This window comes from Nocardia sp. BMG51109 (assembly GCF_000526215.1).
In the GTDB taxonomy this organism is placed as follows: Bacteria; Actinomycetota; Actinomycetes; order Mycobacteriales; family Mycobacteriaceae; genus Nocardia.
On the sequence record NZ_JAFQ01000004.1, the window covers coordinates 1,723,542 to 1,735,947 of the forward strand.

At 70.4% G+C, this 12,406-nt stretch carries 14 protein-coding genes and 1 riboswitch; of the genes, 6 read left to right on the forward strand and 8 right to left on the reverse strand.

Annotated features, from left to right (window positions below; all coding sequences use genetic code 11):
• Together D892_RS0109115 and D892_RS0109120 are read right to left on the reverse strand one after the other, a co-directional pair.
• Nucleotides 1–1,086 carry a zinc-dependent metalloprotease gene (locus D892_RS0109115; protein ID WP_051499559.1) on the reverse strand — a complete coding sequence of 362 codons (1,086 nt, stop codon included), beginning with the start codon at nucleotides 1,084–1,086 and terminating at the stop codon, nucleotides 1–3.
• An 88-nt stretch (nucleotides 1,087–1,174) separates the two neighbouring features.
• Complete coding sequence (locus D892_RS0109120; protein WP_024800944.1) at nucleotides 1,175–2,674, reverse strand: D-alanyl-D-alanine carboxypeptidase/D-alanyl-D-alanine-endopeptidase; 1,500 nt, start codon at nucleotides 2,672–2,674, stop codon at nucleotides 1,175–1,177.
• A 250-nt stretch (nucleotides 2,675–2,924) separates the two neighbouring features.
• Between D892_RS0109120 and ppa the strand changes: the two genes are divergently transcribed.
• On the forward strand, nucleotides 2,925–3,416 hold the full coding sequence (gene ppa / locus D892_RS0109125) for an inorganic diphosphatase (RefSeq protein WP_024800945.1): 492 nt from the start codon (nucleotides 2,925–2,927) through the stop codon (nucleotides 3,414–3,416).
• 54 nt (nucleotides 3,417–3,470) lie between these two features.
• Here ppa and D892_RS0109130 read toward each other — a convergent pair whose 3' ends face one another.
• Nucleotides 3,471–4,292: a crotonase/enoyl-CoA hydratase family protein gene (locus D892_RS0109130; protein ID WP_024800946.1), complete on the reverse strand. Its 822-nt coding sequence runs from the start codon at nucleotides 4,290–4,292 to the stop codon at nucleotides 3,471–3,473.
• Between the two features lie 145 nt (nucleotides 4,293–4,437).
• Here D892_RS0109130 and D892_RS0109135 point away from each other — a divergent pair, with 145 nt between their 5' ends.
• Nucleotides 4,438–4,776, forward strand: a complete 339-nt coding sequence (locus D892_RS0109135) for a 2-oxo-4-hydroxy-4-carboxy-5-ureidoimidazoline decarboxylase (protein WP_024800947.1) — start codon at nucleotides 4,438–4,440, stop codon at nucleotides 4,774–4,776.
• A 223-nt stretch (nucleotides 4,777–4,999) separates the two neighbouring features.
• Nucleotides 5,000–5,536 carry a flavin reductase family protein gene (locus D892_RS0109140; protein ID WP_024800948.1) on the forward strand — a complete coding sequence of 179 codons (537 nt, stop codon included), beginning with the start codon at nucleotides 5,000–5,002 and terminating at the stop codon, nucleotides 5,534–5,536.
• Between the two features lie 90 nt (nucleotides 5,537–5,626).
• On the opposite strand, the gene D892_RS0109145 is transcribed toward D892_RS0109140, so the two are convergent.
• Nucleotides 5,627–6,259 carry a LysE family translocator gene (locus tag D892_RS0109145; protein ID WP_024800949.1) on the reverse strand — a complete coding sequence of 211 codons (633 nt, stop codon included), beginning with the start codon at nucleotides 6,257–6,259 and terminating at the stop codon, nucleotides 5,627–5,629.
• Between the two features lie 95 nt (nucleotides 6,260–6,354).
• Nucleotides 6,355–6,468, forward strand: a riboswitch (SAM riboswitch).
• A gap of 47 nt (nucleotides 6,469–6,515) precedes the next feature.
• Between D892_RS0109145 and D892_RS0109150 the strand changes: the two genes are divergently transcribed.
• Complete coding sequence (locus D892_RS0109150) at nucleotides 6,516–7,835, forward strand: aminotransferase class V-fold PLP-dependent enzyme (RefSeq protein WP_024800950.1); 1,320 nt, start codon at nucleotides 6,516–6,518, stop codon at nucleotides 7,833–7,835.
• A gap of 492 nt (nucleotides 7,836–8,327) precedes the next feature.
• On the opposite strand, the gene D892_RS0109155 is transcribed toward D892_RS0109150, so the two are convergent.
• From D892_RS0109155 to D892_RS0109170, 4 genes are read right to left on the reverse strand one after another with little or no spacing between them, the layout of a single operon-like run.
• Nucleotides 8,328–8,516, reverse strand: coding sequence for a hypothetical protein (locus tag D892_RS0109155; protein WP_024800951.1), 189 nt, complete (start codon nucleotides 8,514–8,516; stop codon nucleotides 8,328–8,330).
• A 55-nt stretch (nucleotides 8,517–8,571) separates the two neighbouring features.
• Complete coding sequence (locus D892_RS0109160; protein ID WP_024800952.1) at nucleotides 8,572–9,012, reverse strand: DUF2752 domain-containing protein; 441 nt, start codon at nucleotides 9,010–9,012, stop codon at nucleotides 8,572–8,574.
• 40 nt (nucleotides 9,013–9,052) lie between these two features.
• Nucleotides 9,053–9,424: a glyoxalase superfamily protein gene (locus tag D892_RS0109165; protein WP_036566857.1), complete on the reverse strand. Its 372-nt coding sequence runs from the start codon at nucleotides 9,422–9,424 to the stop codon at nucleotides 9,053–9,055.
• 51 nt (nucleotides 9,425–9,475) lie between these two features.
• On the reverse strand, nucleotides 9,476–10,108 hold the full coding sequence (locus D892_RS0109170; RefSeq protein ID WP_024800954.1) for a TetR family transcriptional regulator: 633 nt from the start codon (nucleotides 10,106–10,108) through the stop codon (nucleotides 9,476–9,478).
• Nucleotides 10,109–10,258: 150 nt separating this feature from the next.
• On the opposite strand from D892_RS0109170, the gene D892_RS0109175 reads away from it, so the two are divergent.
• Together D892_RS0109175 and D892_RS0109180 are read left to right on the forward strand one after the other, a co-directional pair.
• Nucleotides 10,259–11,047, forward strand: a complete 789-nt coding sequence (locus D892_RS0109175; RefSeq protein ID WP_024800955.1) for an SDR family oxidoreductase — start codon at nucleotides 10,259–10,261, stop codon at nucleotides 11,045–11,047.
• A 10-nt stretch (nucleotides 11,048–11,057) separates the two neighbouring features.
• Entirely contained in the window at nucleotides 11,058–12,122 is a 1,065-nt protein-coding gene (locus D892_RS0109180; protein WP_024800956.1) for a diacylglycerol kinase, read from the forward strand.
• Nucleotides 12,123–12,406 lie beyond the last annotated feature (284 nt).

Here is a 12,406-nt window from a genome sequence, read left to right on the forward strand (position 1 = left end):
TCAGCCGAGTACCCGAGCGATCCAGCGCTGTGGTTCGCCGATCTCGTCGGTGCGCGGCAGCGTGTCGCCGTCGGTCCACACCGTGTTGAACCGCTGCATGCCGACCGTGCCGACCACCTCGTCGACGAACGCCTTGCCGCGCACGTACTGGGCCACCTTGGCGTCCACCCCGAGCAGGGCACGCAGCAACCGCTGCAACGGATTTCCGGGCCGGCGCCGACGCTGGTCGAAGGCCCGCCGGATCTGCTCGACCGAGGGGATCACCGCCGGGCCGACCGCGTCCATCACGTGGTCGGCGTGGCCCTCGAGCAGCGTGCCGAGCATCAGCAGCCGGTCCAGCGCCTCGCGCTGCGGCGGCGCCTGGGTGACCCGCAGCAGTCCCAGTACGCCGCGATCGGCGGGATCGTCGCTGTGTTCCCGGGTGCCGCGGCGCCGCTCGCGCACCGCGTCCAGCACCCGCGACAGCATCTCGTCGAGCGGCTCGTCACCGACCTCGCCGAGCACCTCGACGTTGCGCTTCATATAGCCGGCCAGCCAGGGCGCCGAGGAGAACTGCACCCGGTGTGTCACCTCGTGCAGGCACACCCAGAGCCGGAAATCGCTGGGGGACACGCCGAGTGCCCGTTCCACGCCCACGATGTTGGGCGCCACCAGCAGCAGCGTGCCGTCCGGCCCGCTGAACGGGTCGTACTGGCCGAGAATCGCGGTGGACAGGAACGCCAGCATCGCGCCGGCCTGCACACCCGCGGGCTTGCCGGTGAACCGGCCGCGGTCGGGATCGGGGTCGCCGATCAGCTGCGCCATCGAGTCCGCGGCCGCGCCGATCCAGCCGGGCCGGTCCACGATGCGCGCCTCCGGCACCGCCCGGTCGTCGGCCAGCAGGCTCACCTCTCGCACCGGGGATTCGGCGCGGGCGGAGGCCGCCGACAGCTCCTCGACCACCTGTTCTGCGGAGTAGCGCGTGGTGCGCGGGCCCGACGGCACCAGCGCCGCACCGGTTCGGGCGGCCAGCGCCCAGTCGACCGCACCGGCCATGGCGGGGCGGCGGGACGTGAGGGGCGTGGCCTCGGTCGCGGCGTCGACCATCACCTGCTCGGAACGGTCGGGGGTCTGGTCGCGGGCCGCCCCGTCGTCCGGGGCGGCATCACCGGGTCCGGTCATCGTCTTCCCAACGTCAGGAGCATCCACATCTGCGCAGTCCGGCGGCGATGGCATCCAACGCCGGCCGGCTCGCCTCCGGTGGCCGGTCGTTCGACATCAGCGCGAACGTCAGCACGCGACCATCGCTGTCCAGGACATACCCTGCCAACGCGCTCGATACCGACAGAGTTCCGGTCTTCGCTCGCACCCAACCCGCGCCGGTGCGGTCGGCCGGGGTCACGAAGCGGTCGGCCAGTGACCCGCTGCCCGCCGCGACCGGCAGATAATCCAGCAACGGCGCCAGCGGCGAACCGGTCCCCGTCGATCCGTCGGCGGCCGTCGTTCCGGTGGTGTCACCCTGTCCCGCGGCACCGCCTGTTGCCGTCGCACCGCCCGTTCCCGTCGTAGTGCCGGAACCGGGCTGCGGTGCCGCCGCCTCCACCAGAATGCGGTCCAGCAGCCGCGCCGGAACCCGGTCGTCGGTCGAGAGCCCGCTGTTGTCCAGCATGGTCGTGCCGGTGGTGTCGAACCCCGCGGCGTTCAACGCGGTCACCATGGCGGTGGCCGCCCCGGCGAAGGACTGCTCGTTCCCGGTGACGGTCGCGACCTCGCGGCCGATCGTCTCCGCCAGCACGTCGTCGGAGTGGATCATCATCTCGCTCAGGCGATCCCGCAGCGGTGCCGACTGCACCTGCGCGACCTCGGCCGCCCCGGCCGGTGCGCGGCCCGAACGCACCCGGCCCGGATCGATCCCCAGTTCCGCCGCCAGCCGCCGACCGGCGTCCAGCGCGGGAGTCGGTGTGCGAGGCGAGTATTCGACCAGCGGATCCAGTCGGCCGCCGTCGATCATCACCGGCTCGATCGGGGCCCAGGAGCCGCCGGCGATATCGGCCGGATCCCAGCCCGACGGCGAGGTCGGGCCGGTGTACAGGGACGTGTCCACCACGATCGTGTCGGCTTGGCGGCCGGACGCGCGGATCTGCTGCACCAGATCGGACAGCCGTGGCCCGTTGCGGTAGTAGCCCTTGCCGTCGGCCTGCGCGGTCAGGGTGGGGTCGCCCCCGCCCACCAGCACCAGTTCGTTCGGGCTCGCACCCGCCACCACCCTGGTCGAGACGCGGTGCTCGGGCGGCGCGACGAGCAGGGCCGCGGCGGCGGTCATCACCTTCGCCGTGGAGGCCGGGATGACCGGCTTGCCGGGATCGACGCTCCACAGCGTGGTACGCGTGTCGGGGTCGCTGACCGAGGCGCTGAACGCGCCGAGATCCGGGTTGCCGGCCACCGGCGCGAGCGCGGCCGCAAGCCCCTGCGGACTGGGGCCAGGCTTCGTCGACGAGGCGGTAGCCGGCTGCGCGGCCGGCCGCAGCGGCGCGGGAGCCGCCGCGATCTGTAGGCCGCCGTGCCGGAATTCCTCGGTCCACGGGCGCACCGTGACCAGAACCACGGCGGCGGCCACCGCCACCACGATCACCACCAGCCCGGTGAGCACACCGATCCAGATGTTGCGCCGCCGCCGAGCGGGCGGCCCACCCATATCCATATTTCCTCGATCTACCACGTGATCGCGTTCTCCCTCGGCACCCGTGACAGGGTCGCATCGCGACAGGTTTCACCGGACCCCGGTCCCTGCCGCACCCATGCGCCCGCGGACCACACTATCCTCACTTCGCCGGCGTTCCCCCGCACGAGCTGGCGAGTCGGGAGCGACGGGCCCGGCCACGGCTCGAGCCACCGCGGAGCCCGCGGACGCCGCACCGACACAGGCACCAGATTAAGGAGACGACGTGGAGTTCGACGTCACCATCGAGATCCCCAAGGGACAGCGCAACAAGTACGAGGTCGACCACGAGACCGGTCGGGTGCGTCTGGATCGCTACCTCTACACGCCGATGGTCTACCCGGCCGACTACGGCTACATCGAGAACAGCCTCGGTTCCGACGGCGATCCGCTCGACTGCCTGGTGCTGCTGCCCGAATCCGTATTCCCCGGCGTGATCGTCGAGGCCCGCCCGGTCGGCGTGCTGCTGATGAGCGACGAGGCCGGCGGCGACGAGAAGATCGTGGCGGTGCCCGCGGGCGACAAGCGCTGGGACCACATCCAGGAGGTCTCCGACGTCGGCGAGTTCGAGCGCAAGGCGATCGGGCACTTCTTCGAGCACTACAAGGACCTGGAACCGGGCAAGTGGGTCAAGGTCGACGGCTGGGACGGCCGGGCCAAGGCCGAGACCCTGGTCGAGGAGGCCTTCGCCCGGCTGAAGGAGCAGGGCAGCCACTGACGAACCGGCACCCGGTGGGAGTTCCGGAGCATCCGGCTCCCACCGCGCGCCGTCTCACCGGCCCTTGAACTCCGGCGACCGCTTCTCGAAGACGGCCTGGATGGCCTCGGTGAGATCCTCCGACGGCAGGAACGCCGCGTTCCACGCCGACACGTAGCGCAGCCCGTCGGCGACCCGTCCGGCCTTCGGCTGGTCCAGCACGTCCTTCACGCCCTGCACCACCAGCGGCGGGTTGGCGGCGATCTCGCGGGCCAGTGCGTGCGCGGCGTCCAGCGCCGCCGCCTGATCCGGGTACACGTCGTTGACCAGGCCGATCTTCTCCGCCCGCGCGGCGTCGATGTCCTTGCCGGTGTAGGCGAGTTCGCGCAGCTGGCCCTCCCCGATGATGCCGGGCAGCCGGTGCAGCGAGCCGACGTCGGCCACGATGGCCACCTTGGCCTCGCGCAGGCTGAACGTCGCCTCGGCGCTCGCCACCCGGATATCGGCGGCGGCGATCAGATCCAGCCCGCCACCGACGCACCAGCCGGAGACCGCGGCGATCACCGGCTTGCGGCAGTCGGCGACGGCGGTCACCGCGGCCTGCAGCCGCCGGATGTCGATCAGGAAGTCGGTGCGCGGGGCCGCCAGGGCCTTGTCGGCCAGCAGCGGGCCGAACGTCGGGCTCATCGCCTGCAGATCGAGACCGTAGGAGAAATGCTTGCCCGAACCGGTCAGCACGATCGCGCGCACCTCCGGATCGGCCGCGAGTTCCCCGAAGACCAGCGGCAGTTCCCGCCAGAAGTCCGGGCCCATGGCATTGCCCTTACCCGGGCCGGTCAGCGTCACCTGCGCGACGTGGTCTTTGCTCTCCACAGTGAAGGCCGTCCATTCGGTCATTCGCCCAGCGTAACGACTCGGCCCGGAGCATCCGAACGCATGTAAAACCTGTGCAAATTCTGCGGCGGGCGGTGGCCGGCGATCCGGGCGCGGTGAGACCATCGGCTACTCAGGATTCGCCGCCACCGGTTACTCGGAGGCCACCATGTTGATGCACAACGGCATCGGCCTGAATCGATTCAATTCGTTGTCCCGCAGCCGTGCCGTGCACGCCCTCTACGAATGCTGTTGCAGCGTGACGTGGGCGGAGAAGATCGCCGACGGCCGCCCCTACCCCGATCGGGCGACGTTGCTCACCGCAGCGGACGTCGAGCTGCTGGCACTGTCCGCGCCGGATCTGGATCGCATCGTCGATTCGCTTGCACACGTCGATTCGCTTGCACACCAAGACGTTCCGGACCGCTCACCGCAGCGGCTGGTGCGGATCGCCCGCGAGCGGGTCGACCGAATGCTCGGGCCCGCCGACGGCTATCCCGACTACTGAGCCGGTTCGACGCCGAATTCCCGGGGCCCCGGGCCGACATCGTGCGCAGGGCCGACATCGTGCGCAGGCCCTGGCCGCCCCGGGAACTTCCGGCACGGTCCGGGGACCGGCGATCGATGTGGATTGAGCCACGACCGCGAACACTCGCGCCCGGCCCGACGTAGGTTGGAACGGTGGATGAGTCAGCGATGCAACGTCCGCTGCCGGTCGGCCGGGTGGTGACATGAGCAGTTCCTCCGACGTCGAGCCGGAGTCGCCCGACGACCCCAGCGGGATCACCGCGTCGCGGTATCGCGCCGCGATGCGCCGGTATCCGGCCGGTGTCACCATCGTCACGCTGGGCTCCGAAACCGGCCCGATCGGCTTCACCGCCACGTCGTTCGCGTCGCTGTCGCTGGATCCGCCGCTCATCTCGTTCAATATCGCGCACACCTCGTCGAGCATCGAGGCGATGCTGGCCGCCGAATCCCTGGTGGTGCACTTTCTGGGCGACCATCAGCGGCATCTGGCGCAGCGGTTCTCCCGCACGGCGGACGAGCGTTTCGCCGATCCCCAGCTGTGGACCCGGCTGGATACCGGCGAGCCGGTGCTGCACGACACCCCGATCTGGGTGCGCGCCACCGTGTACCGGCTCATCCCGGTCGGGGACCACACCGTGGTCGTCGGGCTGGTCACCCGGGTTCACGACGACACCGACGCCGACCCCGCACCACTGCTGTACTACAACGGCGGTTACCACCGTCCGCACGACCTGGACTAGCACCGAATCGCCCATTGCCCCAGCGTGTTCAGAGTCGGTACCGGAGCATGCCGGGTGGTCACCGATCAGGCCCGGTGCGCGGGGCGCCGATCAGGCCGCGGACGTGGCCGTGCCGATCCCGAGCGCCGCGAGCACACCGGCGCTGATCTGCTCCAGCCGATCCCGGACGCGCGGCCGCCGCAACAGCGCGACGGCACGCGCCGCCGCGATCGCCAGCAGCACCATTTCCGCTGCGGCGACGGTGGATTCGATCGCGCCGAGGACCAGCACGTTGCCGAAGGTCACCTCGGTCAGGAACTGCGGCAGCACGGCCAGATAGAACAACCCGACCTTGGGGTTGAACAGGCACGACACCAAACCCGCGGTGAACGCCGCACGCACCGTGGCCACGTCGGCCGACGGCGCCTCCGCCGATTCCCGCACCTGCGCCGTTCGCGCCCGACGATGTTCGACCAGCGTCCGAATACCCAAGTACACCAGGTAGATTCCGCCGACCACCTTCATCGCCCGGTAGGCCGTCGCGGATTGTTCCAGCAGCGCGGCCACCCCGGCCGCGACCACGACGGCCCAGACGATGCCGCCGAGCGCCGACCCGATGGCGGCGGCGATCCCCGGACGCCGCCCCGCGATCGAGAACCGCAGCACCAGGAACGAGTCCGGCCCGGGCGTGATCGCGAGCAGCACGCACAGGCCGACGAAGCCCAACAGCAGAGAGATGCTCACCCACACCATGACAGCGCGGCCCGGGCCCGGAGGCAATCGGTTTTACCGGTCCGCGAGTTGACAAGATCTGCTCGAATCTGCCACGCTCGGTAACAGGTCATGAGTGCCAGCGTGAAGCCCCGGCTTGCTGGCCGGCAACCCTCCTCCGCGGTGGGGTGCTCCGGGTGACGACCGGGCCGCTGCCCGACCGGGCACGGCAAGCGCGGACTCCGATCACCTTTCCCTGCGGAGTCCCCGGACCCGAAGGGATTGCATGATGACCCCCGTTCTCGACCAGACCCGCGCCGCTCCCGCCCGTGTCTCCGGATGCGATCTGCGAGTTCCGTTGGTGCAGGGCGGAACTCGCACGTATGCCAACTTCGACTGCGCCGCGAGTGCGCCGGCCCTGGCACAGGTCACCGACCGGGTCGCCGAGCTGCTGCCCTACTACGCCAGCGTTCATCGCGGCGCGGGCTATCCGTCCCGGATCTCCACCGACTGCTACGAATCCGCCCGCGGCTCGGTGGCACGCCTGCTGCACTGCGCCGACGACCAGGTGGTCGTGTTCACCCGCAACACGACCGACGCACTGAACCTGCTGGCCTCCTGCGTGCCCGGCGACACCGTCGTGCTCGATATCGAACACCACGCCAACTTCCTGCCCTGGACGCGGCACGGCCGCCGGGTGGTGCCGGCGGCGGACACGATCGAGGAGACGATCCGCCGCCTGGTCGCCGAGCTGTGCACCAAACCCGCTGCGCTGCTTGCTGTTACCGGTGCATCGAATGTCACCGGCGAGGTCCTGCCGCTGCGCCGCCTGGCCACGATCGCGCACCAGTGCGGCGCCCGGATCCTGGTGGACGCGGCGCAACTGGCACCGCACCGGCGAATCGACCTGCGCGACACCGGGATCGACTACCTGGCCTGCTCCGGGCACAAGCTGTACGCGCCGTTCGGCGCCGGCGTGCTGGTGGGCCGCCGGGACTGGCTCGATGCCGCGGCCCCCTATCTCGCCGGTGGCGGCGCGGTCCGGGAGGTCACCACCACCGGCGCCGAATGGGCCGCGGCCCCGCAGCGGCACGAGGCCGGCTCCCCGAACGTGCTGGGCGTGGCCGCCCTGGCCGCCGCCTGCGACACCCTGGCGGAGCTGGACGAACCGACCGTCACCGAACACGAGCACCGCTTGACCGAACGCCTGCGAGACGGGTTGAAAACCATTGCGGGAGTTCGATTTCTGCGCATCTGGCCGGACAGCACCGACAGCGTCGGCATCGTGACACTTACCGTCGACGGTTTCGAACCGGGCCACATCGCCGCCTACCTGTCGGCCGAACACGGCATCGGCGTGCGCGACGGCCGATTCTGCGCCCACCCCCTGCTGGCCCGCCTCGGCGTCGACACCGCCGTCCGCGCCAGCATCGGACTGGGGACCTCCGCCGACGACGTCGACCGGCTGATCGAGGCCATCGGCACCATGGTCGAGCGGGGTCCGGACTGGGACTACTCCTGCCGCGACGGCCGCTGGGATCCGACCCCCGAGACTCGTCCTCGGCTGGCTCCCGACACCCCTGCCGGCTCGGCACCCTGCACGTTCTGATCAAGATCGGGTGCCCTGGGCACGGTTCGAACCCGTTGCACGCCAACCTGATTGCCCCGGGACGGCGGCACCGAGCACCGTTCCGCGCCGCGTTCGGGGGATCCCTGCCGACCGGTCCGCCCACCGCACACGGCCGGGAAGCGGCCGGACTTCGGGTACGGGCGTGCGGGCGGCAGTGGCGGCTCCTCCTGAGCTTCCCCAGCTCACAGCGAGTGCCGTGGCGGTAGCTCGCTCCGGTCGCCCGTGCACCCGGCGAGCGCGGAGGACGCGTTCCGCAGTCACATCACCCGGCCGAGCCCCGCAGCCCAATGCGGCGCGGAACCATGGGCGCGGCGGTGCGGCTCCCTCTGAGCTTCCCCATCCCACGGCGAGTGCCGTGGCGGTAGCTCGCTCCGGACGCCCGTGCAGCCCGGCGAGCGCGGAGGACGCGTTCCGCAGTCACATCACCCGGCCGAGCCGCGCGACCCAATGCGGCGCGGAACACGTGCCGTGTCAGGGCACGAGATAGCGCGCCGCGAGTTCCTCGAGCAGCGGATCGTCGTCGGCGACCGCGTCCAGTGCCTCCAGATCGTTCTCGATCGAGATCTGGCGCGGGTCGTCCTGCTCCGAGTCCGGCGAGCCGTCCTCGTTCAACTGCCGCAGCATCTTCTCGCGCAACCGTGCCTTCAGCGATTCAGCCATACCGTCAGCATGCCCAGTCTGCGGCGACTGCCCCAACGGCCACGCCGCGCGCCCCTCAGACCGGCGCCAGCCACGTTCCCCACGGGGTGTTGCGAAACACCGTGAACACCGTCAATACCGCCACTATCACCAAGAGCTGGATGCGGCCGAGCGCGAACGGGAACGGCCGTTCCCCCTGCCCGCGCCAGCGCCGCAGCGCCCAGTTCCCCCACCACACCGCGAATCCCACCAGCAACGGCAGCAGCAGCACATTGCTGTGCACCGCGTCGAGCAACCGCCCATCGGTGAGGTTGTGCATCGCCCGCAGACCACCACAGCCCGGACACCACCAGCCGGTCACCGCGTAGAACGGGCAGATGCTGTAGGACCCCGGCACATGCGGATCCCGGAAGTGCAGCACCGCGACCGCCGCCGCGGCGGCGCCCGCCATGACGAGCGGCTGCCCGAGAGCCCGCCGGCCCCGACGGGTTTCGGCCTGTGCAGGTGCGATATCCACAGTCGTCCACGGTAGCCGCCACGGACGACGATGCGCCAGGTCAGTCCGGCTGCGCGAACCGCAGCTCGTTGCCGAACGGGTCGGTCACGGAGAATCCCGGACCGCCGGGACCGTCCTCGGGCGCGCCGGGCCGCGCGTAGGCATAGCTCTTACCGGCGACCTCGGCATACAGGCCGTGGATATCGCTCACGGCGATCCACACCACCGTCCCCGGCGTGCCGTCACCGTGATGCTCGCTGAGATGCACCTTCGCCGACGACCGGGAGACCTGCGCGTACAGCGGCAGTCCGGGCTCGAACCGGTGCTCCCAGTCGACAGCGAAACCCAAGTAGTCGCAATAGAACTCGTATGCCTTCGCCACGTCGAAGATGCGCAGCACGGGAATCGGAGCGGCGAGCCGGATGTCTGCCATCGTCCGATAATGGCAGAGGGGAAGCGCCCGGAACAGTCCCCTGCGCACCGATTACCGGGCCGGCGCGCGTTCGGTGACCGGAGCGGTCAGGGTGCCCGCGAGGATATCGATGATCTCGGTCCGGGCCGCCGGATCGTCGGCCGCCGCCCGGCCGGACTCGATCGCCCGCTCATGGTCGGCGAGCAGGGCGAACAACACCGTCGGCAGCATGCGCAGCCGGCGATGCCGCAACCGTGCCGGCAGCATCGGCAGGCCGCGCTCGAGCCCCTGCATGATGAGCCGCACCGAAGTGCGCCGCTCGCTGTCCAGATTCGCCGCATCGGTCACCGCGGGATGGGTGCGAATCTGCTCCAGGAACCGGGCGTAGTGGCCGATCCCGTGCCGCGCACCCAGTTCGAACATCGGCAGCACGAGCGCCTCCAGCAGCGCGTGCACCGAGCCGGCGGCGGCCGAACCCGCCTGTTCGGCAAGCAGTTCCAGCCGGCGCACCTCGAGCATCGCCAGCCGGTTCTCCACCACCGCCGCGACGAGTTCGTCCCGGGAGCCGAAGTGGTACTGGATCGCGGAATTGTTGCGCTGCCCGGCCGCGGCCGCGATGTCGCGCAGCGGGACCGTCGGGCCACGCTCGGCGATCAATCGCTCCGCCGCTCGGATCAGCCGCTCCCGCGCCGTCGTCGTCTGCACAGCTGAACGATAGCGCCCCACCAGCATGTTGAGCACTACTCCTTGACAGTTAAGAAATAGTTCTTAACACTGCCGTGTGACCGCCCTCACGGTCGCGCAGACCGTACAGCAGGACCCGTCCGCCGGGTCCGGACAAGGAGCCTCGCCGCGATGATTCTGGACAATTTCCGCCTGGACGGCCGCGTCGCGGTCGTGACCGGAGCCGGGCGCGGCATCGGGGCCGCGACCGCGCTGGCCCTCGCCGAGGCGGGCGCCGACGTCGCCATCGCCGCCCGCACCGCCACCCAGCTGGACGAGGTGGCCGACAAGATCCGCGCCCTGGGACGCCGGGTGGTCACCGTCCCCTGCGACCTGTCGGAACTGTCCGCCGTCACCGCCTTCGCCGATACCGCGGCCGCCGAACTGGGCCGCCTCGACATCGTCGTCAACAACGTGGGCGGCACCATGCCGAACACGTTCCTCACCACCGGCACCGAATTCCTGGAGGAGGCATTCCGTTTCAATGTCTCCACCGCGCACGCGCTGACCCGGGCGGCCGTGCCGCACATGCTGAACGGTGACGGCGGATCCGTGGTCGGCATCTCGTCGATGATGGGCCGCACCGCCGGCCGGGGTTTCCTCGCCTACGGCACCGCGAAGGCCGCGCTGGCGCACTGGACCCGTTTGGCGGCAACCGATCTGGCGCCCCGCATCCGGGTCAATGCCGTCGCCGTGGGTTCGGTGCTCACCTCCGCCCTGGATGTCGTTGCGCAGCAACCGGAGATCAAGCAGCGCATGGAGGACGCCACACCGCTGCACCGGCTGGGTGAACCGTGGGAGATCGCCGCCGCCATCGTGTATCTCAGCTCGCGGGCGGGCGGCTATGTCACCGGCAAGGTGCTGGAGGTGGACGGCGGCATCGAAAGCCCGAATCTCGAACTGGGACTTCCCGATCTGTGAGGAGACGACGATGACCTATCGCGTAGTGCAGTGGAGCACAGGCAACGTCGGACGGTGGGCGCTACGGTCGATCATCGCCCGGCCGGAACTGGAGCTGGCGGGCGTGTGGGTGTCCAGCGACGCCAAGGCCGGCAAGGACGCCGCCGAGCTCGCCGGCCTGGACGAACCGACCGGCGTACTCGCCACCACCGATGCCGAGGCGCTGCTCGCGTTGCGGCCCGACTGCATCGTGCACACGGCCATGGCCGACGACCGGCTGGTGGAGGCCGTCGAGGATCTGAAGACCATCCTGCGGGCGGGCATCAACGTGGTGTCGAGCAGCCCGGTTTTTCTCCAGTTCCCTTACGGCACCGTGCCTTCGGAGATGATCGACCCGATCGTCGAGGCCGCCCGGGAGGGCGGTGCCTCGCTGTGGGTCAACGGCATCGACCCCGGCTGGGCCAACGACTGGCTACCGCTCCTGCTGAGCAGCGGCAGCGAGCGCATCGACAAGATCGTGTGCTCGGAGCTGATGGACTACTCCACCTACGACAACCCGAAGGTGCTGTTCGAGATCATGGGCTTCGGCCGCGACCTCGACGACCTGCCGCTGCTGTTGCAGCCGGGCGTACTCACCCTGGCCTGGGGCAGCGTGGTGCGCCAGCTGGCGGCCGCCCTCGACGTCGAACTCGACGAGGTGACACAGCATTTCGAGCGCCTCGCGACACCGGAACCGCTGCGGGTGGCCGGCCACACGATCGCGGCGGGCACCGCGGCCGCCCTCCGCTTCCAGGTGAACGGCGTCCGCGCCGGCCGCACGGTCATCGCCCTCGAACACATCACCCGCCTACACCCCGCCCTGGCCCCGGACTGGCCCCAGCCCACCGGAAAGGGTTGCTACCGCGTCGAGATCGAGGGCGAACCGGACTACCAACTGGACCTACAGCTCTACAGCAACGGCGACCACGCCCGAGCCGGCCTGGTCGGCACAGCTGCCCGCCTGGTCAGCGCGGTCCCAGCAGTCATCCAGGCCGAGCCGGGCCTCCTGACCGCCACCGACCTCCCCCTGACCACAGGCCGCGGCCTGATCCGCTGACCGGCCGATGCCACCCTGCCGACGCCGGCAGCACACGCAGGCAGGGCCGGGCTACCGCCTGACGGACAGTCCGGCCCTCGGCGAGCCCGAACATCTTGCCGCCGCAGCGAAATGACGCACTCACCGGTGCCGTATCAGTCGCGGGGTTTCCCACCGGGAGGCAAGTTCGGCGTGGATCGCGTGATGCCCCGGCGCCGCGATCCCCTGCCCGCCAGGCTTTCGTCGCCGTCCTCATCTTCCGGTTCGTCGTCCGCGTCGGCATCGGGCCTGTCGTCCGGGCTCGC

Bases quoted from the DNA above. Each gene is read 5' to 3' on its own strand.
- D892_RS0109115 (WP_051499559.1), bottom strand. From the start codon at position 1,086: ATGGTCGACGCCGCGACCGAGGCCACGCCCCTCACGTCCCGCCGCCCC.
- D892_RS0109120 (WP_024800944.1), bottom strand. From the start codon at position 2,674: ATGGGTGGGCCGCCCGCTCGGCGGCGGCGCAACATCTGGATCGGTGTG.
- D892_RS0109130 (WP_024800946.1), bottom strand. From the start codon at position 4,292: ATGACCGAATGGACGGCCTTCACTGTGGAGAGCAAAGACCACGTCGCG.
- D892_RS0109135 (WP_024800947.1), top strand. From the start codon at position 4,438: ATGTTGATGCACAACGGCATCGGCCTGAATCGATTCAATTCGTTGTCC.
- D892_RS0109140 (WP_024800948.1), top strand. From the start codon at position 5,000: ATGAGCAGTTCCTCCGACGTCGAGCCGGAGTCGCCCGACGACCCCAGC.
- D892_RS0109150 (WP_024800950.1), top strand. From the start codon at position 6,516: ATGACCCCCGTTCTCGACCAGACCCGCGCCGCTCCCGCCCGTGTCTCC.
- D892_RS0109155 (WP_024800951.1), bottom strand. From the start codon at position 8,516: ATGGCTGAATCGCTGAAGGCACGGTTGCGCGAGAAGATGCTGCGGCAG.
- D892_RS0109165 (WP_036566857.1), bottom strand. From the start codon at position 9,424: ATGGCAGACATCCGGCTCGCCGCTCCGATTCCCGTGCTGCGCATCTTC.
- D892_RS0109175 (WP_024800955.1), top strand. From the start codon at position 10,259: ATGATTCTGGACAATTTCCGCCTGGACGGCCGCGTCGCGGTCGTGACC.
- D892_RS0109180 (WP_024800956.1), top strand. From the start codon at position 11,058: ATGACCTATCGCGTAGTGCAGTGGAGCACAGGCAACGTCGGACGGTGG.